Origin of the sequence: Streptomyces coeruleorubidus (genome assembly GCF_008705135.1) — a bacterium.
Lineage (GTDB): Bacteria > Actinomycetota > Actinomycetes > Streptomycetales > Streptomycetaceae > Streptomyces > Streptomyces coeruleofuscus.
Map to the genome: position 1 here is coordinate 9,036,179 of NZ_CP023694.1, position 22,614 is coordinate 9,058,792.

9 protein-coding genes and 1 pseudogene are annotated in these 22,614 nt (G+C 72.0%); 9 read left to right on the forward strand and 1 reads right to left on the reverse strand.

All coding sequences use genetic code 11. The features are described 5' to 3' along the window. Positions 1–22: 22 nt before the first annotated feature. The 6 genes from CP976_RS41140 (at position 23) to CP976_RS41165 (ending at position 16,704) form a co-directional block, all read left to right on the forward strand. Positions 23–2,176, forward strand: coding sequence for a glycoside hydrolase family 127 protein (locus tag CP976_RS41140; RefSeq protein WP_190146963.1), 2,154 nt, complete (start codon positions 23–25; stop codon positions 2,174–2,176). A gap of 319 nt (positions 2,177–2,495) precedes the next feature. After that, positions 2,496–3,758, forward strand: a complete 1,263-nt coding sequence (locus tag CP976_RS41145; RefSeq protein ID WP_150484931.1) for an MFS transporter — start codon at positions 2,496–2,498, stop codon at positions 3,756–3,758. Beyond that, positions 3,758–7,102: a type I polyketide synthase gene (locus CP976_RS41150; RefSeq protein WP_150484932.1), complete on the forward strand. Its 3,345-nt coding sequence runs from the start codon at positions 3,758–3,760 to the stop codon at positions 7,100–7,102. Before CP976_RS41145 ends, CP976_RS41150 begins: the two co-directional genes overlap by 1 nt. Further along, positions 7,099–14,442 carry a non-ribosomal peptide synthetase gene (locus CP976_RS41155; RefSeq protein ID WP_229875952.1) on the forward strand — a complete coding sequence of 2,448 codons (7,344 nt, stop codon included), beginning with the start codon at positions 7,099–7,101 and terminating at the stop codon, positions 14,440–14,442. Before CP976_RS41150 ends, CP976_RS41155 begins: the two co-directional genes overlap by 4 nt. 177 nt (positions 14,443–14,619) lie before the next feature. Then, positions 14,620–15,825, forward strand: a complete 1,206-nt coding sequence (locus tag CP976_RS41160) for a glycoside hydrolase family 64 protein (protein WP_150484933.1) — start codon at positions 14,620–14,622, stop codon at positions 15,823–15,825. A gap of 207 nt (positions 15,826–16,032) precedes the next feature. Further along, entirely contained in the window at positions 16,033–16,704 is a 672-nt protein-coding gene (locus CP976_RS41165) for a hypothetical protein (RefSeq protein ID WP_150484934.1), read from the forward strand. A gap of 211 nt (positions 16,705–16,915) precedes the next feature. On the opposite strand, the gene CP976_RS41170 is transcribed toward CP976_RS41165, so the two are convergent. After that, positions 16,916–17,596, reverse strand: coding sequence for a BlaI/MecI/CopY family transcriptional regulator (locus tag CP976_RS41170; protein WP_150484935.1), 681 nt, complete (start codon positions 17,594–17,596; stop codon positions 16,916–16,918). A 334-nt stretch (positions 17,597–17,930) separates the two neighbouring features. Between CP976_RS41170 and CP976_RS41175 the strand changes: the two genes are divergently transcribed. From CP976_RS41175 to CP976_RS41185, 3 genes and pseudogenes are all read left to right on the forward strand, one after another. Next, complete coding sequence (locus CP976_RS41175; protein WP_150484936.1) at positions 17,931–18,833, forward strand: endonuclease/exonuclease/phosphatase family protein; 903 nt, start codon at positions 17,931–17,933, stop codon at positions 18,831–18,833. Positions 18,834–18,985: 152 nt separating this feature from the next. Then, positions 18,986–19,915 carry a bis(hydroxyethyl) terephthalate hydrolase gene (bdeA, locus tag CP976_RS41180; RefSeq protein WP_150484937.1) on the forward strand — a complete coding sequence of 310 codons (930 nt, stop codon included), beginning with the start codon at positions 18,986–18,988 and terminating at the stop codon, positions 19,913–19,915. A gap of 327 nt (positions 19,916–20,242) precedes the next feature. Then, positions 20,243–21,877: pseudogene (locus CP976_RS41185) on the forward strand (LuxR C-terminal-related transcriptional regulator); the annotation flags it as partial. Between the last annotated feature and the right edge of the window lie 737 nt (positions 21,878–22,614).

The following is a 22,614-nucleotide window of genomic DNA, read 5'->3' on the forward strand; positions in this document are numbered from 1 at the left end:
TCCACGACGATCGGAGTGCGCCATGTCCCAGCCACCCACCCGGCGCCGCGTGCTGAGCCTGACCGCCGGTGCCGCGGCCACCCCGCTCCTGGCCTCCGGGCCCCTGGCCGAAGCCGCCCACGCCGCCCCGGCGACCTCCACGGCGAAGGCCGGGGGAGCGCTGCCCGCCCAGCCCGACTGGCCGGTGCGGCCCTTCGCCCTGCACGAGGTCAGCCTCGGCGGAGGCGTCTTCCGCACCAAGCGCGACCTGATGCTCGACTACGCCCGCACGTACCCGGCCGACCGCATCCTGGCGGTCTTCCGCGCCAACGCGGGACTCGACACCCGCGGCGCGCGCCCGCCGGGCGGCTGGGAAACGGCCGACGGCAACCTGCGCGGCCACTACGGCGGCCACTTCCTCACCCTCGTCGCCCAGGCATACGCCGACACACGCGAGGCCGCCCTCAAGTCCAAGCTCGACCACCTGGTCACCGCCCTCGGCGAATGCCAGCAGGCCCTCGCCGAACACGGCACCCCGAAGCCGAGTCACCCCGGCTACCTGGCGGCCTACCCGGAAACCCAGTTCATCCTCCTGGAGAGCTACACGACGTACCCCACCATCTGGGCGCCGTACTACACCTGCCACAAGATCATGCGCGGGCTCCTGGACGCCCACACCCTGGCCGGCAACCGACAGGCGCTGACCATCGCCGCGAAGATGGGCGACTGGGTGCACAGCCGGCTGGGCCACCTCCCCAAGGCCCAACTGGAGCGCATGTGGTCGATCTACATCGCCGGTGAGTACGGCGGCATGAACGAGGTCATGACGGACCTGTACGCCCTCACCGGCCGGGCGGAACACCTCGCCGCCGCCCGCTGCTTCGACAACACCGCGCTGCTGACCGCCTGCGCGGAGAACCGCGACATCCTGGAGGGCAGACACGCCAACCAGCACATCCCTCAGTTCACCGGCTACCTCCGCCTGTTCGACCACACCGGCGAGGAGAGCTACGCCGCCGCGGCCCGCAACTTCTGGGGCATGGTCGCGGGCCCCCGCACGTACGCCCTGGGCGGCACCGGGCAGGGCGAGATGTTCCGCGCCCGCGGCGCCATCGCGGCCACCCTGGACGACAAGAACGCCGAGACCTGCGCGACGTACAACATGCTCAAGCTGAGCCGGCAGCTCTTCTTCCACGACCCCGACCCCGCCTACATGGACTACTACGAGCGGGGCCTGACCAATCACATCCTCGCCTCGCGCCGGGACGCCCCCGGTACCGACAGCCCCGAGGTCACCTACTTCGTCGGCATGGGCCCGGGCGTACGGCGCCAGTACGGCAACACCGGCACCTGCTGCGGCGGCACCGGCATGGAGAACCACACCAAGTACCAGGACTCTGTCTACTTCCGCTCCGCCGACGGCAGGGCCCTGTACGTCAATCTCTACCTGGCCTCCACCCTGCGCTGGCCGGAACGGGGCCTCGTCATCGAGCAGACGAGCGACTACCCGGCGGGGGGCGTACGCACCCTGACCTTCCGCGAGGGGGGAGGCCCGCTCGCCCTGAAACTCCGCGTCCCCTCCTGGGCCACGGCGGGCGTCACGGTCACCGTCAACGGAGCCCCGCACCGGGCCGAAGCCGAGCCCGGCACCTACCTCACCCTGAACAGGAACTGGCGCCGGGGGGACCGCGTCCGCATCTCGACGCCCTACCACCTGCGCATCGAACGCGCCCTGGACGATCCGACCGTCCAGTCACTCTTCTACGGCCCGCTCCTCCTGACGGCCCGGAGCCCGGAACAGCAGTTCCGCACCTTCTCCTTCTACAAGGACTTCACCCTCCGCGGCGACCTGGCCGACGCGATCAAGCCGACGACCCGCCCCCTGCACTTCACCACGCACGACCTGACCCTCGCCCCCTTCCACATCGGCGACGACGCCCCCTACCACGCCTACTTCAGACGCTCCGAACCCGCGATCGTGTTCGGCGGGTCCGACGCGGGCGTGCCGAACCACGCCCGCGCCGACGGCCGGACCTTCCTCGACCTCCTGTGGCAGCAGGCCCCCTTCCCGACCGCCGCCCACTTCGTACGCGCCGTACGCACCCTCGCGGGCCGCTGGCTGTCCGAGAACCTGTTCACCCGCACCGAACACGACCGCGTCATCGCGGCGGCGAACGAGGCGGACCTGCGCCGCTGAACGCCAGGTGGGGCCAGGTCCGCTCCCGAGCGTTCCGAAATCGCCAAATCCGGACCGAAAGTCGTCTAGACCAGTCGTCGAGTCTTGATCGCGTCAGTCCGGATCTGCTTGGGTTGCGGACCGATGGCCGCCGTCCGGCGGCCTCTTGGGGGGAATGGTTTCTGTGCTGGGCCTGCGAGGGGGCATGACCGGCGGACGCGACGGGCGACCAGGCCCGCGACCGCCGTCCGCCTGGATCCCGTATCGCCGCTGAGCAGGCGGGCAGGGCGATCGCGGTCTCACTCCAGTCACACCCTGCATGCGGACCAGGGGAAGGTGCATGAGGTACTTCCGTCTGCTCGTCCTGGGCAACGGCATCTCGGCGTACGGCAGTTACCTGAACATGGTGGCGCTGAACGTCTTCGTCTACGACGCCACCGGCAGCGCGCTGGCCGCCGGCCTCTTCATGGCCGTACGCCTGGCGACCAGTGTCGTGTCCGGCTGGGTGAGCGGGCGGCTCGTCTCCGTCCACGACCGCAAGCGCCTGATGGTCGGCGCCGACCTGTGCCAGGCCGTGGCCCTGCTGTCGCTGCTGCTCGCCCCCGACGGCACGCGCCCGGGGCTGCTGTACGTCCTGGCCGTGGTCACGGGCGGCTGCTCGACGCTCTCCCAGGTCGCCCTGCGCAGCAGCATCCCCGAGATCGTCGGAGCCGAGCACCGGGTACGGGCCAACGGACTGCTGGTGACTGGGCGTTCACTCGCCATGATCGCCGGGTTCGCCTCCTCGGGCGTGGTGGTCGCGGAGCTCGGCTACTCGGCGGCGTTCGCGCTGGACGCCGGGACCTTCCTGGTCTCCGCGACCGTGCTGTCCCTGCTTCCGGTCCGCACCAGGGCGGCCACCGACGCCGCGGGCGGCAACTCCGCGAAGGACTCCGGCGCCGCGCGCTGGACGGCCCGGATGCTGCTGGGCACGGCTCCGCTGCTGATGGCGATGATCGCCATCCGGGCGGTCGACGGGCTGGGCTCGTCCTCCCACAACGTCGCCCTCCCCATCTACTCCAGCAGCCTCGACCCCGACCATCCGGCCACGTTCATCAGCCAGTTCTGGGCCACCTGGGCCATCGGCAACATCGTCGCCCAGCAGGTGATCGGCCGGGTCACCAAGAAGACCGGGCGGACACCGGGGGAGCGGGCGTTCGCGCTCGGCGCCTGTGTGATGTCCGCCGGGTTCATCGTGGTCTTCAGCGGACTGCCGACCGTGCCGGCCGTCATCGCCGCGCTCGTCGCCGGAGCCGCCGACGGATTCACCGAGATCGTCTACGTGTCGAGGCTCCAGACCGCCCCCGACGACCAGCGCGGCCGCCTCTTCGGGCTCACCGCCTCCGCCGAGAACACCGGCTTCGGACTGGGCATGCTGGTCAGCGGCGCGCTCCTGGAGACCTTCTCGCCGCTCCAGGTGGTGGCCGCCTTCCACGGACTCGCGATCGCCCTGTGCGCGGCACTGCTCCTGTGGCTGGTCAGCCGGGGCAGGACGACACCCGCCCCGCCCGCGGCAGAACCCGCCGGGCGCGACACACCGACCATGACGGAGGAACGCGGCTGATGAACGCCAGCGACCCGGACCCGCGGATGGCCGTCATCGGCATGGCCTTCCGGCTGCCCGGCGCCGACACGCCCGAGGACTTCTGGCGCATCATCCGCGACGGCACCGACCGCATCACCCGCTTCACCGACGAGGAACTAGCCGCCGCCGGTGTCCCCGCCGAGGAGTACGAGGCGGAGGACTTCGTCGGCGCCTCCGGCCTGCTGGAGGACATCGCCGGCTTCGACGCCCAGCACTTCGGGATGAGCCCCCGCGAGGCCCGGGTCACCGACCCGCAGCAACGCATGTTCCTGGAGTGCGCCCAGCACGCCCTGGAGAACGCCGGCTACCCGGACGAACGCGGCGGCACCCGCGTCGGCGTCTACGCCAGCACCGGATACCACCTGTACACCTTCCAGAACTACCTGCTGAACAACGTCCTGCCCAGCCATCCCACGTCCGACTGGGCGGCGAACATGCAGATCACCGTCGGCAACTACGCCGACTTCGCCGCCACCCGCGTCGCCTACCGGCTGGGCCTGACCGGCCCCGCCGTCAACCTCCAGACGGGGTGCTCCAGTTCGCTGGTCGGCGTGCAGGCGGCCGCCCAGTCGCTGCTCATGGGCGACTGCGACATCGCCCTCGTCGGCGCCACCGCCGTGCACGTGCCGCAGGTCCTGGGCTACCGCCACGTCAAGGGCTCGATCCTGTCCAGGTCCGGCCGCCTGCGGGCCTTCGACGCCGGCGCCGACGGCACCGTGGGAGGCACCGGTGTCCTGGCCGTCGTACTGAAGCGGCTGGCCCGGGCCGTCGCCGACGGTGACACGATCCACGGCGTCATCCGCGGCTGGGGCATAAGCAACGACGGCGCGGGCAAGTCGGCGTTCACCGCGCCGAGCGCCCAGGGCCAGCACGCCGCCATCCGCCAGGCGCTGCGACGCGCGGACGTCGGCGCGGACACCATCGGCTACCTGGAGACGCACGGCACCGGCACGCTCAAGGGCGACCCGATCGAGTTCGAAGGCGCGGCCGGTGCCTACCGCGAGGACACCGACCGCGACGGCTACTGCGCCCTCGGCTCGGCCAAGGCCAACATCGGCCACCTCGACGCCGCCTCCGGACTGGCCGGCCTCGTCAAGGTCCTGCTGGTCCTGCGGCACGGCGTGATCCCGCCGATGGCGAACTTCAGCGAGCCCAACCCTCTCATCGACCTCGACCGCAGCCCCTTCTACATCCCCCGGACCGCCCGGCCCTGGCCCGCGAGCGACACACCCCGCCGCGCGGGCCTCACCTCACTCGGCGTCGGCGGCACCAACGTCCATCTGATCCTGGAACAGGCCCCGGAACCCGCGCCCAGGACCGGCTGGGCCGCGCCTCCCGACGTGCTGCTCGTCTCCGGAAGCAGCCCGCAGGCCCTCGCGGACAACGCCCGGGCCTTCCGCGACCGGTTACGGCAGCCCCCCGCACCGCACCTGCCGGACCTGGTCACGACCGCCGCCCTCGGCCGCGCCCACGGCCGCCACCGCCTCGCGGCCCGCGGCTCCACCCCGGCAGCCCTCGCCGACGCCCTCGACGCCTGGCTCGCCGGAACCCCCGGAGCAGCGGTGACCACGGGGACGCCCCCTGCTGAGGGCGTCCCGCGCGTGGCGTTCCAGTTCACCGGCCAGGGCAGCCACTACCCCGGCATGGCCGCCGCCCTCTACGCGCGTTTCCCCGCCGCGCGCGAAGTGCTCGACACCTGCGAACAGCACTACCGCGACCTCACCGGCGACTCCCTGCTCCCGGCGCTGTGCGGGAAGGGATCGGGGGAGGCGCCACTCGTGGGAACGGACACCGCTCAGCCCGCGCTGTTCGCCCTGCAATGCGCCCTCGTCCAACTGTGGCGCGACTGCGGCGTCGAACCGTACGCCGTGACCGGGCACAGTGTCGGGGAGTACGCCGCGCTGTACGCGGCCGGGGCTCTGTCGCTCGAGGACGGTCTGCGCCTGACCACCGAACGCGGCCGGCTGATGCGGCAGCGCTGCGCGCCCGGCGCGATGGTGGCCGCGCCGCTCGACCGGGCGAGCGCCCTCGCCCTGGCCGCGGAGGTTCCCGGACTGGAGGCGGCCGTGTCCAACGGGGACCGTGCCCAGGTCCTCGCCGGTCCCTTGGCCGCCGTCGACCGGGCGTGCGAACTGCTGGACGAGCGCGGTACACCGGGGCAGCGGCTGCCGGTGACCCGCGCCTTCCACACCGCCTTGATGGAACCGATGCTGGAGGAGTTCCGGAAAGGCCTCGACGATGTGGACTTCCGGCCCGTTCGGGTCCCGTTCGTCAGCGCCCTGGACGGTGTGACCCGCCCGCCCGGCTGGATCCCCGGCACGGACCACCTTCTCCGGCACACGCGCGAGCCCGTCCGCTTCGACGAGGCGTTGCGCGGAATCGGCGCCGAGCAGCCCGAGGTACTGCTGGAGATCGGGCCGCACACCACCCTCAGCGGTCTGGCGCGCCGGGCTCTGCCCGGCGTACGTGCCCTGCCGTCCCTGCGGCGCGGCACCGGGCTCGGCGCCCTCTGGGGTGCGGCCGCGGGGCTGCACTGCGCGGGAGCGGACGTCGCCTGGGAGACGCTCCTGGCCGGCAGCGGCGGCAGACGCATCCCGCTGCCCGGATACCGATTCCAGCACCAGGACCACTGGACGGGGCCGGCGCCGACGGCCCTCAGCACGGGAACATCAGCGAGCAAGGGAGCCGAAGTGGTTCAGCAAGAGGCAGCGGTCGCACGAGTACTGCACAGCATCGTCGAGGCGACCGCCCGGCATCTCGGCGGGGATCCGTCGGCGATCGTCGGTGACGCGAACTTCTTCGACCTCGGCGCCGACTCCTTGCAGATGATCAGTGTGCTGCGGGAACTGGAACAGGAGCACCAGGTCAAGGTGACCATGCGGCAGCTGCTGGAGGAGACGGGCACGCCGCGGCGGCTCGCGGAGTTCATCGTGGCCCGTATGCCGGACGCGGGCATCGCGGCGGTGGGTGCCGCGGGGGAGGGCGCCACGGGGGCGGGCCCCACCGGGGTGGGCGCACCGCAACCACGCGCCGCTGCCGACCCCGAGCCCGCGGTTGCCCCGCCGGCGCCGGCGCCATCTCCCGTCGCGCCTCCTGCTCCCGCCCCGCCTCCCGCGCCTGCTCCCGCCGCGCCTCCCGCTCCCGCCCCGGCCGCCGGTGCCCCGGCTCCGGCATACGCGACCCGTGAGGAGCTGGAGGACCTGGCCGACAAGATCCAGCAGATGTCCCGGATACAGCTCCAGATGATGTCCCAGCTCTCCCAACTGCTCGCGCTCCAGACGGCCTCGGTGACGGATCGGCTCAACGGCAGGGTGGCCAAGTGAGCGGGCTGAACGGCATATCCGCCGCACTGGACCGTGACCTGGCCGCGATGGAGGAGCTCTCCCAGCGGATCGCCCGGCAGATCGGCGACGGAACCCCCGACCCGGAGCAGCGATCCCCGGAACCCGCGCGCGTCCACGGCCCCCGGGTGTCGGTCGCGAGGAACTCCGGCATGGTGCGGGACGCCTCCCCGCACACCCAGCAGAAGCACCTGGACGACCTCGTCCGCCGCTACACCGCCAGGACGCCCACCTCCAAGCAGATCGCCCAGCGCTACCGCCGCGTCCTGGCCGACAGCCGTGCCGTCGTCGGCTTCCGCAGCGGCACGAAGGAGATGCTGTACCCGATCGCGGGCCGCCGGGCGAGCGGGGCGCGGCTGGAGGACGTCGACGGCAACGAGTACGTCGACATCACCATGGGCTTCGGCGTCCTCCTCTTCGGCCACGAGCCGGACTTCGTCACCGAGGCCGTGGGCGAGCACCTGTCCCGCGGGATCCAGCTCGGCCCCCGCACCATCGAGACCGGCGAGGCGGCCGAACTCCTCGCCGAACTCACCGGACTGGAGCGCGTGGCCTTCGCCAACTCCGGCACGGAGGCGAACTCGGCGGCCATCCGCCTGGCCCGCGCCGCCACCGGCCGCGACAAGATCGTCACGTTCCTGGGCGCGTACCACGGCCACGCCGACAACGTCCTCGGCCGCGCCTCGGGCAGCGGCGCCGACCAGATCACCGTGCCCGTCTCCCGGGGCATCCCGCAGGCCTCCGTCTCGGATCTGCTGGTCCTCGACTACGGCAGCGACGCCGCCCTGGAGGCCATCACCCGGCACGCCGACGACATCGCAGCGGTCGTCGTGGAGCCGGTGCAGAGCAGGCACCCCTCGCTCCGACCGGCCGAGTTCGTGCGCAAGTTGCGGGAGCTGACCCGCCGCCACGGCATCGTGCTGCTCTTCGACGAGATGCTGACCGGTTTCCGCCCCGCCCCGCGCGGCGCGCAGGAGCTGTACGGCGTGACCCCGGACCTCGCCACCTACGGCAAGCTCCTCGGCGGCGGCTTTCCCATCGGTGCCATCGCGGGCCGCGCCGACATCATGGACGGTGTCGACGGCGGCTACTGGTCGTACGGCGACGACAGTTACCCGCCCGCCGACACGACGTTCTTCGGCGGTACGTACATCCAGCACCCGGTGTCGATGGTCGCCGCCCGCGCCGTCCTCACGCACCTCAAGGAGCACAGTCCGCACCTCCAGGAGCGCCTGAACACGCGTACCGCGGAACTGGCTGCGACGCTCAACGGCTTCTTCGAGGCGGAGGAGTACCCGCTGCGGATGACCCACTTCGGCTCCCAGTTCCGCTTCGAGCACCGGGCCGACATGGAGCTCCTCTACCACCACCTGATGCTGCGGGGCGTGCACGTCTGGGAGTGGCGCAACTTCTTCCTGTCCACGGCCCACTCGGACGGTGACATCGAGTTCGTGGCCGACGCGGTACGGGACTCGCTGCGCGAGCTGAGGTCGGCGGGGTTCTTCCCGGGCGGGCGGCCCGTGGTGCTGAAGGCCACGCCTCCGGCTCCGGCACCGGCTTCCTCTCCGGACCCGGCACCGGCTCCCGCACCCACCACCGCGCCGGCGCAGACATCCGCCGCTCCCGTCGCGTCCATGGCCTGGAACACCGCGGCGGTCACCGGACCCCGCACGGCACGCGTGGCCGAGGCCGCCCCACGTGCGGCCGAAACCGCCCCGCGTACCGCCGACTTCAGCGTCTACTTCTTCGGCGACTACCCGCAGGACGCCTCGGTGCCCCGACACGGCCAGTACGAGCTCCTGATGGAGGTCGCCCGGTTCGCCGACCGGCACGGTTTCCACGCGCTGTGGATGCCCGAGCGCCACTTCCACTCCTTCGGCGGCCTGTTCCCCAACCCGGCGGTGCTCGCGGCCGCGCTGTCCCGTGAGACCGAGCGCATCCGTCTCAACGCCGGGTCCGTCGTCCTGCCCCTCCACGACCCGATCCGGGTCGCGGAGGAGTGGTCGATGGTCGACAACCTCTCCGGCGGGCGCGTCGGTATCGGTGTCGCCAGCGGCTGGAGCTCCAAGGACTTCGCCTTCTTCCCGGACCGTTTCGGCCGGCACAAGGAGCTGATGTTCGAACAGCTCGAGGAGGTGCGCAGGTTCTGGCGCGGAGAGGCGGTACGCCGTACCACCGGTGACGGCGAGGCCGCCGACCTGCGGCTCTTCCCACGGCCGGTGCAGGACGATCCGCCCATGTACACCGCGGTGGTCGGCAACCCCGCCTCCTACGAACTGGCCGCCCGTCACGGCCTGGGCATCGTCACCAACCTGATGACCCAGAGCGTCGAACAGCTCACGGAGAACATCGCCCGCTACCGGAGCGCACGGGCCCGGCACGGCCTGGACCCGGACGCCGGGCGGGTGGCCGTCCTGCTGCACACCTACCTCGCGGAGGACCACGACACCGCGAGGACGGAGGCGTACGAACCGCTGTCCCGCTACATGCGCGCGTCCCTGTCCCTGTTCAGCGGCGTCACCAACAGCCTCGGGCACAGCGTCGATCTGGCCGCGCTCAGCGAGGACGATCTGGAGGCCGTCTTCCACCGGGCCTACGGCCGCTACTGCGACCAGCGCGCCCTGATCGGCACGGTGGACACGGTCCGCCCGGTCGTGGACGCGGTGACCGCGGCGGGTGCCGACGAGATCGTGGCACTCGTCGACTTCGGTGTCGGACCCGACGAGCTGCGCTCGGGCCTGCCCCGCCTGGACGCACTGCGCCGCGACCACCGCCGGCCGTCCACTGCCGAACCTGCCCCGACCGACGCCCCCTTGTCGTCCGGCCAGGAGCGGATCTGGTTCCTGGAGCGCCTGCTCCCGGGGCGTACCGCCTACAACGAGGTCAAGGCGGTGCGTCTCGACGGCCCCCTCGACGTACCCGCCCTGCACGCGGCACTCCGCGGGCTCGTGGCCCGGCACGAGGGCCTGCGCACCGTTTTCCGGGAGAACGGCGGTGAGCCGCGTCAGCAGGTACGGGCATCCGCCGAGCCCGACTTCGAGGTCGTGGACGGCACCGGCAGCCCCCGGACCACGCTCCAGGACGTCCTGGCGGCCGAGAGCGCTCGCCGCTTCGACCTGGCGGAAGGCCCGTTGTTCGTCACCCGGCTCGTCAGGCTCGCCGAGGCGGAGCACGTCCTCGTCCTGTCCCTGCACCACATCGTGGTCGACGCGGCCTCGGCCACTGTCCTCGCCCGCGACCTGTCCGCCCTCTACCGGGCGGAACGCGACGGCACCACCCCCAGTCTTCCGGCCCTCACCTGGAGCTGTGCCCAGCACGCGAGGGAACAGGCGGCGTCGGCGAACAGCCCCGAGGCCGAAGCGGACCTGGCACACTGGCGCCGCACTCTCGGCGGCGACCTGCCCGTCCTCACCCTGCCCACCGACCGGCCGCGCCCGTCGCCGATGACCTCCAACGGCCGGGCGGCCTTCCACACACTCGACCCCGAACTCTCCCGCAAGGTACGCGAGTTGAGCCGGGGCCGCCGCACCACCCTGTTCATGACGCTGCTCGCCGGATACGCGGCGACGCTGCACAGGATCACCGGGCAGACGGACATCGTCGTCGGCACCCCGTTCTCGGACCGGACCGAGCGGGCCGAGCACGTGCTCGGGTTCTTCGTGAACACCCTCGCGCTGCGCTTCGACCTGTCCGGCGACCCCGCGTTCACCGCGCTGCTGGACCGGGTGCGCTCGGTCGCCCTCGACGCGTACGACCACGCGCGCGTGCCGTTCGAGAAGGTCGTGCGGGAACTCGCCCCGGCCAGGGCGGTCGACCGGACGCCGGTGTTCCAGACGTTCGCCGAGTTCCAGCGTGCCGAGCCGTTCCGTTTCGAGCTGCCCGGCATCGAGGCCACACCGCTGGACGTGGGTCCCGACAAGGCGCTGACGGACCTCACCGTCTACTTCACCGACCAGCCGCAGGGCATCCGCTGCCATCTGGAGTACAACACCGACCTGTTCGACCAGCACACCGTCGAGGGGTTCTTCGCCACCTTCCGGGACCTGCTCACCTCCGCGGTCGACACTCCCGAGGCACCCCTGTCGCGGCTCGCCCCGGCCGCCGTCGAGACCGCCGCCGCGGGTGAGCCCGTACCGCGGTCCTGGCAACGCGGCCCGGCCCGCCCGCCCGCGGACACCACCGTCCACGCTCTCGTCGCCCGGCAGGCAGCCGCGCGACCGGACAGTACGGCAGTGATCAGCGGCGACAGTCGCCTCACCTACGGCGAACTGGAGGAGCGCGGCGAGCAGTTGGCGGCGGTCCTGCGCGGGCAGCACAGCCCAGCCGACGGCGACGCCGACGTGGTGGCGCTGTGGCTGCCACGCTCCGCCGACCTCGTCGTCGCCATGCTCGCCGCGCTCAAGGCCGGCCGCGCCTATGTGCCGCTCGACCCGTCCCTGGGGCGGGCACGCGCCGAGCAGGTCATCGCCGAGTGCGGGGCCCGGACCGTGGTGTCCACGCAGGAGGCGGCCGCCGCGCTGAACCTGCCCGGGCACGTGGCCGTCGTGCCACCCGACGCGCCCGGCCGCACCGCCCCGCCTGCCACCATGCCCGCCTCCGACACCCGGTCCGCGTGCTGCGTCCTGTACACCTCCGGCAGCACCGGCGCCCCCAAGGGCGTCGTGCTGACGCACCGCGGCGTGGTCGACCTGTGCGAGTGGCAGCACCGGCGCTTCGCCTTCACCCCGGCCGACCGCAGTGCCGTGGTGTGCAGCCAGAGCTTCGACGCCTCGCTGCTGGAGATCTGGCCGGCGCTGACCGCCGGAGCGTCGGTCACGATCGCCGGCGAGGAACCGCGCAGGGATCCGCTCGCCCTGGCCCGGTGGTACGCCGAGCAGGGCGTCACCTTCTCCATCCTCCCCACCGCCCTGGGCGAACAAGTACTCCGCCTGCCCCCGACCGACCAGCCGCCCCTGCGTCACCTGCTGCTCGGCGGCGACGTCCTGCGCACCCGCCCGCGGCCCGAGGCGCCGTACGAGACGGTGAACGTGTACGGGCCGACCGAGGTCACCGTCCTGTGCACCACCGAGACCGTGTCCCCGCGGGAGCAGGACCCCGCCCGTCCCATCGCGCTGGGGCGCCCCGTCGACAACGTGACACTGAGCGTGCTCGACGCCGCCGGCAGCCCGGTGCCGGTGGGTACGACGGGGGAGTTGTACGTCGGCGGCCCCGGCGTCGCACGCGGCTATCTGCACCGCCCCGAACTCACCGAGGAGCGTTTCCTGCCGGACCCCGACGGCGGCCCGGACGCCCGCAGGTACCGCACCGGCGACCTGGTCCGCTGGAGGGGCGACGGAAAGCTGGAGTTCCGCGGCCGGGCCGACGACCAGGTCAAGATCCGTGGCTTCCGGGTCGAGCCGGAGGAGGTCTCCCGCGTGCTCAACGCCCTGGACGGCGTGCGCGAGGCGGCCGTGCTGGCCCGCCGCAACGACCGGGGAGAGGCGTATCTGGCGGCCTACGCCGTCCCCGCCGACCCGGTCGGCGCCTCGGCCGACGACCGGCAGGCGTTCGCCGACCTCTTGGCCGAGGAACTGGCCGTCCGGCTCCCGGAGTACCTGGTGCCGCGCGCCTGGCGGATCCCGGTCGCCCTGCCCCTGACGGGCAACGGCAAGCTGGACCGCACCGCGCTGCCGGTGCCCGACCTCGTCACCACGGCACCGGGCCGCGGGCGGAGCGGCACCGGCGGGGACCCGGCGTCCGGCCGGCGCACGGACATCGAACGGCGCCTACGACGCCTGTGGGCAGCCGAGTTCGGCATCGACGCCGACACCGTCACGGCCGACACCTCCTTCTTCGACCTGGGCGGCCACTCGATCACCGCGATGCGGCTGGTCAACCAGGTCCGGGAGGAGTTCGGCACCGAGTACCCGATGCTGAGCTTCTACCGTGAGCCGACCCTGCGGGCCATGACGACCCACCTGGCCGGAACGCTCACGGAGATGACCCCGGGCCCTGCCGCCGAGACCGCAGACGCCCCCGGCACGGTGGAGCACAGCGCACCCGCCACCGCCCAGCAGACCCGCTTCGCCACGGTGCACGCCGAACACCCCCTCCCGCAGGTCTTCAACGTCGCCCTGCGGATCACCCTCTCCGGAGACCTGGACGTCGCGGCCCTGCGCGCCGCGCTCACCCAGCTCGTCGAACGGCACGAGGGACTGCGGACCCGCCTGTCCGCCAGCGGGAACGGCTGGGAACAACAGGTACTGCGGCCCGGCCCGGTCCAGCTGCCGATCGAGGACCTCGCCGCACGCCCCGAGCACGAGCGGCAACGGGCCCTGGACCAGGCGAGCACCCGGGCCGCCGAAACACCCGTCGACCCCACCCGCGGCACGCCGATGTCCCTGCGCCTGCTGCGCACCGGCGAGCACACCTGGGTGCTGCTCCTCGTCCTGCACCACTCCGCGTGCGACGGATGGTCCGTCAGCCTGCTGCTGAAGGAACTGGCCGCGCTCTACGGCTCCGCCCTCCGGGGAGAGCCCCACACCCTGCCGCCCGTGCAGTGCCAGCCCGCCCAGTACGCCCGTTGGCAGCGGGAACAGGCCGACGGGGCCACCGACGAACGCAAGCTGGACTTCTGGCTGCGCGAGCTCGACGGCGTGCCGTTCACGGTCGGCCTGCCCCTGGACCGGCCCCGGCCCGAGGAGCCGAGCGGCCGGGGCGGCGCCGTGATGTTCACGGTCCCCGCCGAGGTGCGCTCTGCCGTCGAACGCCTCGCGCGACAGCGGGGCACGACGCCGTTCGTGGTCACCGCGGCAGCCCTGGGCCGGCTGCTCGCGCAGAAGTCCGGGCAGTCCGACGTGGTGTTCAACATCTCCTACGCCAACCGTGAGCGCCGCGCGTTCGAATCCCTGCTGGCCTGCACGATCTCCGGCTTCGCGCTGCCGGTGCGGGGCGGCGCGGCCGGTGCCTTCGCCGCCCTGACGGACCGCGTCGCCCGTACGGCGGTGGAGTGCATGGACCAGGCCATGCCGGTGCGCCGGATCGCCCCCGCGTTGCAGGAGCGCACGGGCGTCGACGTACCGGACCGGCTGGACGTCGGCTTCGCGTACCAGAGCTCCCTGGACGCCGAGGTGGAACTGCCCGGCCTGACCACGGCGGTGGAGGACCTGGCCCCCGCCGCGTCCCGCACGCTGCTCACCTTCGGCCTCGTCCCGGCCGGCGACGAACTGAAGGGCTTCGTCGAGTACTCGGCCGACCTGTGGGACCGCACCACGATCGAGGCCTGGACCCGCGACTACGTCGACCTCCTCCGCGAGGAGACCGACCGGGCACTCGGGCACTGACCCCCTGTCCGTGACGCCGCCCCCAGGCGGTCGGCGTCACGGACGGCCACGCCGGACCATGGGACGCACAACTGCGCATCTGTCCCGGCTCATTGACAGGTCCGGACCAACGCGCCACGCTCTTGAGAGCGCTCTCACCCCTTCCCGGATCGGCCACCTGTCGAACGGAGACAGAGCATGTTACGCACTCTCAGACGCAGCCTCACGGCTGTCGGGCTGTCCTTGACGACGGCCCTGACCGGCTCACTTCTCGCGACCGGAGCGAGTACACCGGCCCACGCCGCCGTCCCGGCGACGATCCCCCTGAAGATCACGAACAACTCGGCCCGCGGTGAGCAGGTGTACATCTACAACCTCGGCACCGAACTGTCGACCGGACGGCAGGGCTGGGCCGACGCGAACGGCACGTTCCACCCCTGGCCGGCAGGCGGCAACCCGCCGACTCCCGCACCCGACGCGTCGATCCCCGGCCCGGCAGCGGGCCAGTCGACAACGATCCGCATGCCGAAATTCTCCGGCCGCGTGTACTTCTCCTACGGCCAGAAACTGGTGTTCAGACTCACCACCGGCGGCCTGGTCCAGCCCGCCGTGCAGAACCCGGCCGACCCCAACAGGAACATCCTGTTCAACTGGTCGGAGTACACCCTCAACGACGCGGGCCTGTGGATCAACAGCACACAGGTCGACATGTTCTCCGCACCGTACGCGGTGGGAGTGCAGCGAGCCGACGGAACCACCGCGTCCACCGGCCGCCTCAAGCCCGGCGGCTACCAGGGCTTCTTCAACGCCCTCAGGGGACAGCCCGGAGGCTGGGCCAACCTGATCCAGACCCGGCCCGACGGCACCGTACTGCGCGCTTTGTCCCCGCTGTACGGCCTGGAGACCGGCGCACTGCCGGCCACCGTCATGGACGACTACGTCAACCGCGTCTGGCAGAAGTACTCCACCTCGACCCTGACGGTCACCCCGTTCGCCGACCGGCCGGGCACGAGGTACTACGGCCGCGTCTCCGGAAACGTCATGCGCTTCACCGACGGCGCCGGTACCACCGTCACCAGCTTCGAAAAGCCGGACGCCTCCTCGGTCTTCGGCTGCCACAGAAAGCTCGACGCGCCGAACGACCAGGTCCGCGGCCCGATCTCACGCACCCTGTGCGCCGGCTTCAACCGCTCCACCCTGCTCACCAACCCCAACCAGCCCGACTCGAGCGCCGACGCCTTCTACAAGGACAACGTCACCAACCACTACGCCCGCAAGATCCACGCCCAGATGGCCGACGGCAAGGCGTACGCCTTCGCCTTCGACGACGTGGGCCACCACGAGTCCCTCGTGCACGACGGCAACCCGCGCCAGGCCTACCTCACCCTCGACCCCCTCAACTGACCCGCGCCCCGCTCCCCAACTCCAGGCTCTGACCGCTCTGTTGACTCTTCATCATTTGTGGAAATCAATTACAACTTTGCTTTTCCTTGGTGTAGATGGACTGCGGTTTACGTGAGCCTCATGGGCACCAGGCGGTGACTGAACACCCTCCTGTAACAGGGAGGGTGTGGTCACTGTCCCCCCATGCAAGGGTGAGAGGCACCAACCATGACGAACAACCGCACACTGCGTTACGGCAGCCGCACGCTGGCGTTGACGGTGACCGCGCTCGGAGTGATCGCGACGGCCGTCCCCGCAGCGGCCGAGGAACAGCCCACCGCGCAGCAGATCATGGCCGACTGCGCGTCCGGGGAAGGCAAGTGCACATTCAACTCCCCAGGCATCGGCCGGGCGTACCTCGGCGAGCCCCGCCAGGTCTCCGAACTGCTCTACAACTGCACCGACTCGCCCGCCTCCCAGTCGATGTCCTGGGCCGACACCGTGGGCTCCTCCCACTCGGTGGGCGGCTCGGTCACGGCGGGCGGAGGCATCGAAGGGATCATCACGGCCAGTGTGACCGCGACGTACAACTACACGTGGCAGAGCACGCACACGGAGACGAGTTCCTTCACCGTGAACGTGCGGCCCGGAGAAGTCGGCTGGATCTCCCGCGCCCAGGTGATGCAGCGGATAACCGGCACGTGGCAGACCCACTACGACGACCCCAAGTGGGGCCACTACTACTGGTTCGTCCCCGATGTGGTCACCGGCCCGGCCCCGAGCGGCACGGACGGCAAGCACAGCGCGGTCGTGGTCAAGTCCCGCAAGATGACCAGCGAGGAAAAGAAGCTGTGCACCACCGGCTCCACCGAGGACAAGCTCTTCACCCGCGGGAGCTGATCCCGGCGCCTCCGCGGAGGGCGAGCGACCGGCCAGGCAGCGAGCGAGAGCGAGTCGTGCGACGCCGTCGGCACCCTGGGGCGCCGACGGTCGTCCACCGGGTCCTGCGTCGGCAAGCAGACCACATCTGACTGACTGGGTCGCCGGCCGCACTGACTTCCCGGCATCGCCGCGATGTCATTCAGTGTGCCTCCACACTGATGACGCGCCGTCAGTTGCCGGCGTTCTCCGGCTGTGCCTCGGCGTCGGACGCGGCCGTCGGCTCCGACGCGGAGGCGGTGTAGAAGACGGACCGACCCTGCTTGGTGCGCTCGGCCTGGCCCTTGGCGACCAGTGCCTCGAGCGTGACGCGCACGACCTTGGCCGCGATGTCGCGATCGGAGTGAGCCTGGCTGAGCGCCGCGGAGACCTCAGCAGCGGAGCGCGGTTCCTTCTGCGCGGCGAGGTGGTGGCGAATGAGCTCGACCAGGGTGGGCTGGGCCGCCTTCGTGGCACCCGCGGTCTTGCCTTCGGTCTTTCCGGCTGCCTTCGTGGCACCCGCGGCCTTGGCTTCGGTCTTTCCGGCTGCCTTCTTCCGCGGACGGGTGGTGGTGGCCTTGCGTGCCTTCTGCTTCCCGTCGGGCGTGGCGCCGGCCTTCCTCCGCCGTGGCGAGGGCACTGTGGCGCTCTGCTTGTCGGCAGCGGGCTCGGCCGGGGCCGCTTCGACGCCGAGTGCCTGCCGCATGTTCACCAGCACGGAGTGGTCACGCTGCAGGGCGGCGAGCTGCTCCTGCAGTGAGGCGATCTCCGCACTGATCCGTTCCTGCTCCTTGAGGTTGGTCTCCAGGTCGCCGGTCACCTGGGCGATGTACTGCGATGCCAGTTCGGTGGCGGGAGTTGTTGTCTCGGGCATGGTGCTGACCTTTCCTCGGCGTGTGGCCGTGCGGCGGGCGAAGCTTCTCCGGGGGGCGAGGTCTCGGCCGGCCTGGCAGGACATCGCGCGTGCCGCAGGGTGCCTTCGTGTAGAGATAGTACGGACATGCGGAGCCGGTTGTTCGCACCGAGTTGTGTCAGGCGCCCGTCGTGGTCCTCGATGTGTTGGTGTCAGCGTGCCAACGCGGCAGTAAGCGGATATGAGTTCGTGCCTGCGGCCTGAAGTGGGTGAAGCATGTACTGCTGTCCCTCCCGTCCCATAACCTCGTGCCTGGGGGACGTCAGATGCCATGTGCAGGGACACTGGGGAGGCGATGGTGTTCGGAAGGGCCACGCGGTTGTTCGCGGGCGCCATGACCGTGGTCTGCATGATGCTCCTCGGCCCCAGCGCACCAGGCGGTCCCGTCTTCGGCAGGTCACTGCCCATCGCTGCCGTCAGGGATGCCGTGCCGAACCGGGTCATGACGTGGAACATCTGCAATCCCTGCGAGGTGAGCAACGTCGACCGGGCGGCGGAGATCGCCGCGTACGCGCCGCAGGTCATCGGTCTTCAGGAAGCGTGCGTGCGTGACGTCGAGAGGATCCGGGACTATCTGGAGAGCCTTCACGGGCTGGTCTACCACGTCGAGTACGGGATGGTTCTTCAGAACTGGGGCCGCTGCGGGGGACTGCCGTGGAGTCCGGGGTCCTTCGGCCAGGCGGTTCTCTCGGCGGCACCGATGACGGACCGCGTCCACGTGGAATACCCCGACGGCGGATCCGAGGACCGTGGGTACATGGCAGTCACGACCACGGTGGGCGGCCAGCGGGTCCGCGTCTTCAACACACACCTCGCCCAACGACGTCAGGAAGAAGTCCGGGCAGACCAGACGGCGGTACTGGCAACCGAGGTCGCCCGGCACGACCGCGCGATCGTGCTCGGCGATTTCAACGCCGTACCGGATGCTCCCGAGCTCGCCCGGATGTGGGCACTGGCCACGGATGCGGACCCTCAGTGTCGTCCCTCGCCCGCCGGCACCTGTGAGGTGACCACCGACTGGCACCTCAAGTTCGACTACGTCTTCCTGCGAGGCATGGCCCCGCTCAGGCACCGCGTGCGACCCAGCGCGTACTCGGACCACCATATGCTGCACACCGATGTGGCCTTGAGTCAGCGCGTTTCCGGATCCCTCGCGATCACGCCGGGCAGCGGAGCGACGTCCCGCAGCCCGAGGTGACCGGTGACATTGCCGGTCCGCGCGCGGGTGCCGGTCCTCGACAGTGGCACGGCCAGCCCGATGGCGGTGCCCTCCGCGGGCACGTTGCGGACTCCCCAGGTCCCGCGTGCCCGTGACACGAGTCGCCGCCATGACAGAGAGGACGACTCGTCGTGCGACTCCACCCCCACACCGACTCACCCACCCATCCCTCCGGCTCCCTCCGGCACCGGACCGGGCGACTGGCCGGCACCGCCGCGGCGCTCGCCGTCCTCGCCGGCCTGGGGCCCCTGGCCGGCCCGGGAGCCCACGCCGCAGACAACCCCTACGAGCGCGGCCCCGCCCCCACCACGTCCAGCATCGAGGCGCCGCGCGGCCCGTACGCCGTGTCGCAGACGTCCGTCTCCTCGCTGTCCGTCACGGGATTCGGCGGCGGCACCATCTACTACCCGACGAGCACCAGCGACGGCACGTTCGGCGCGGTGGCCATCTCGCCCGGCTACACCGCCTACGAGTCGTCGATCGCCTGGCTGGGACCGCGTCTGGCTTCGCAGGGCTTCGTGGTGTTCACCATCGACACGCTCACCACGGCCGACCAGCCCGACTCCCGCGGACGTCAGCTCCTGGCCGCCCTGGACCACCTCACCGAGCGCAGCTCGGTGCGCGGCCGCGTCGACGCCTCCCGCCTCGGCGTGATGGGCCACTCGATGGGCGGCGGCGGCAGCCTGGAGGCCGCCAAGTCGCGTCCCGGCCTCCAGGCGGCGATCCCGCTGACCCCGTGGAACCTCGACAAGACCTGGCCCGAGCTCACCACACCGACCCTGATCTTCGGAGCCGACGGAGACTCCATCGCTCCCGTCTCGTCCCACGCCGAACCCTTCTACTCGAGCCTGTCCTCCTCGCTCGACCGGGGCTATCTGGAGCTGAACTCGGCGACGCACTTCACGCCCAACTCGTCGAACACGACGATCGCGAAGTACAGCATTTCCTGGCTCAAGCGGTTCATCGACAACGACACCCGCTACGAGCAGTTCCTGTGCCCGCTGCCCCGGCCGAGCCTGACCATCGAGGAGTACCGCGGCAACTGCCCGCACGGGTCCTGACACCCGCGCCCCGGGTTGCGCGGCCGCGGCAACGAGGGGACCGGCGGCGGGCGCGTGCGACGCGTCCGCCGCCGGTGTCGGTGTCGTGCCGGGGCACGGCCGAGACGACCGGCCGTTGGGCGCCGGCACAATCCGTCCACCGGCCGTGCCCGGTCAACGTGCAGGTGAACCCGCGGATGTGCGCGCGAGGATGCGCGGACGTCAGCCTTCCGGTCTTCACTACGCGCAAGTAACCTCCCGGGAATGAACGGAGACGGAAGCCGTGTGCGGACGGCTCTCCCCATCGGGGGCCGGAACGGAGGAGACAGCGCCGGGCCGGCCGCCGCGGACCGCGGCCGTGCCGCACTCGCGCGCGGGAGGCGGCAGCTGTTCGACGGGCCGGTGGGCGACGCCCGCGCGTCCCTGCTGCTGGCCGCGTCCCTGCTGGCCGCCGACGCCCCGGACAGGGCCGAGGCCGCACGCCTCGCCGCCGCGGACGCCGCCTGGGCGACGGGTGACGTCACGCTCTGTCTGACTACTCTCGACGGCACGGACACGGCAGGGCGCGCAGGCGGTTATGCGGGACTGGTCACCGCCGCCGCCACCGACAAGGTCGCCACCGACAAGGTCGCCACCGACAAGGTCGCCGCCGACCAGGACGGTGCCCCGACGACCGGACTAGACGCCGACCGACCGGCCTCGCCCGACCCCACGGACGTCACTGTTCCTCCGGCTGAGAGCGGCCCGCCCGAGTCGTCCGGCGGGCCGGGGCCGGGGTGGGCACGCGACGCATTCGTGCGGGACTACCGCGACGGCATGCGAGCCCTGCTCGCCCGGACCCCCGACCGCGCCGCCGGACCGCTGCGGCGCGTGCTGGACCAGGCGCGCACCGACGGCCGGACGGACCGCCTGCTGCGCGCCGCGGCGGCTGCCCTGCTGCTCGGGGACGTCCGCGCGGCCCGCGCCGCCGGGGCCCGCGCCCTCGCGGCCGCCCGCGACGCGGACTGCCCCGCGGCCGAGGCCCGGGCCCTCGAATACCTGGCCTACGGCGAACTGCGCGCCGGCTGCCACGCGCAGGCACGCACCCATGCGGAGGAGGGTGTCCGGGCCGCGCTTGCGGCCGGGTACCGCAACACGGCCGCCAGCCACCACGCCATGCTCGCCCTGGCGGCCTCCATCGAGGGGGACACGGCCACGGTCGCGCGCCATGCCTCGGTGGCCCTTACCACCGCCCGCCGTCACGGCCTGGCCCAGACGGCGACCCTCGCGGAGTGGGCCACCGCCCGAGCCGACCTGGCCCGCGGCCGTCCCCTGGACGCCTACGACCGACTCGGCCCGCTCGTCGGGCCCGGGCCCCGGCGCGGCCACTTCGCCGTGTGGATGCTGGCCCTGCCCTGCTACGTGGAGGCCGCGGTGCTGGCCGGACACCCCCAGGACGCGAGTACGGTCCTCGCCGATCTCGCCCGGTGGGCGGCCTTCGGCGTCGACCCGCACGCGCCGGCCCAGCTCGCCCGCTGCCGCGCCCTGCTCGCCCCCGATGACCGCGCCGACGACCTCTACCTGCGGGCGCTGGCCCTGCACGACGAGAGGGGCGGCGACTTCGAACGTGCCCGCACCGAGCTCCTCCACGGCCGGTGGCTGCGGCGCCGCCGCCGCTTGCGGGAGGCCCGGAGCCGGCTCGGAGCCGCCCTGGTCGGCTTCGAGCGCTGCGGCGCCGGCGCCTGGGCCGACCAGACGCGGGGCGAGCTGCGCGCCAACGGAGCCGCGTCCGTGACGGAGGCGGCGGGAGGGCTGTCGCGGCTGACGCCCCAGCAGCTGCGTATCGCACGCTACGTGGCCGAGGGAGCCACCAACCGGGAGGTGGCCCAGCGGCTGGCCGTCAGCACCCGCACGGTCGACTACCACCTGCGCAATGTCTTCGCCGCCCTCGGCGTACGCTCCCGCATGGAACTGGCCCGCATGGTCGACCAGGAGAGCCGCTGAGGCCTCCCCAGGAGGGAGACCCCAGCGCCCGCGCAGACAAGGCCCGGCTGCCCGCCCGGGGGATTCCCAGTGGCCCGCCCGGCGGGAATCTCGGCGATGCGCCTGGCTGCGTATGCGGTGGTCTACTCGGCGGGGACCTCGGCGATCTGCCTGCGGGCGTTTCCGGTGGCCTGCCCGGAGAGGGCCCGTGGTCTGCGCGGAGGGGACCTGGGTGGTCTGCCGGGCGGGGGTCTTGCGGGTCCGCGCTGAGGAGGTCCTGGCGGCCCGCCCGGGGAATCCCGGTGGTCTGCCTGGGGGACCTCAGTGGTCTGCCTGGCGGGGCCCTGGTGGGGTCCGCCCGGAGGGGCCCAGAGGCCTGTGCTGAGGGGGTCCCGGCGGTCCGCCCTGGGGGAATCCCGGCGGCCCGCTCGGCGGGACCTCGGCGGTCTGGAAGCGTTTCCGGTGGCCTGCCCGGAGGGGGCCGGCGGTCTGCCCGCGAAGGGACCTCAGTGGTCTGTCCGGCAGGGGGTCGGCGGTCCGCCCGGAGACGTTCCCTGCGGTCCGCCAAGCGGGGATCTTGGCGGTCCGCCGGAGGGAGCCCCGGCGGTCTGCCCCGAGGCGTTCCCGGCGGTCCGCACGGAAAAGACCGCCGCACGACTCTGGGGACCGACCGGACGGTATGTCATTCTTCGATGCAGGACGATTCGGGTGGCGAGGGCCGCACAGGCAGCGCACCCGCCGGACGCCACCGAGGCCAC

Bases quoted from the DNA above. Each gene is read 5' to 3' on its own strand.
- CP976_RS41170 (WP_150484935.1), bottom strand. From the start codon at position 17,596: ATGCCCGAGACAACAACTCCCGCCACCGAACTGGCATCGCAGTACATC.
- CP976_RS41140 (WP_190146963.1), top strand. From the start codon at position 23: ATGTCCCAGCCACCCACCCGGCGCCGCGTGCTGAGCCTGACCGCCGGT.
- CP976_RS41160 (WP_150484933.1), top strand. From the start codon at position 14,620: ATGTTACGCACTCTCAGACGCAGCCTCACGGCTGTCGGGCTGTCCTTG.
- CP976_RS41150 (WP_150484932.1), top strand. From the start codon at position 3,758: ATGAACGCCAGCGACCCGGACCCGCGGATGGCCGTCATCGGCATGGCC.
- CP976_RS41165 (WP_150484934.1), top strand. From the start codon at position 16,033: ATGACGAACAACCGCACACTGCGTTACGGCAGCCGCACGCTGGCGTTG.
- CP976_RS41145 (WP_150484931.1), top strand. From the start codon at position 2,496: ATGAGGTACTTCCGTCTGCTCGTCCTGGGCAACGGCATCTCGGCGTAC.
- CP976_RS41175 (WP_150484936.1), top strand. From the start codon at position 17,931: ATGGTGTTCGGAAGGGCCACGCGGTTGTTCGCGGGCGCCATGACCGTG.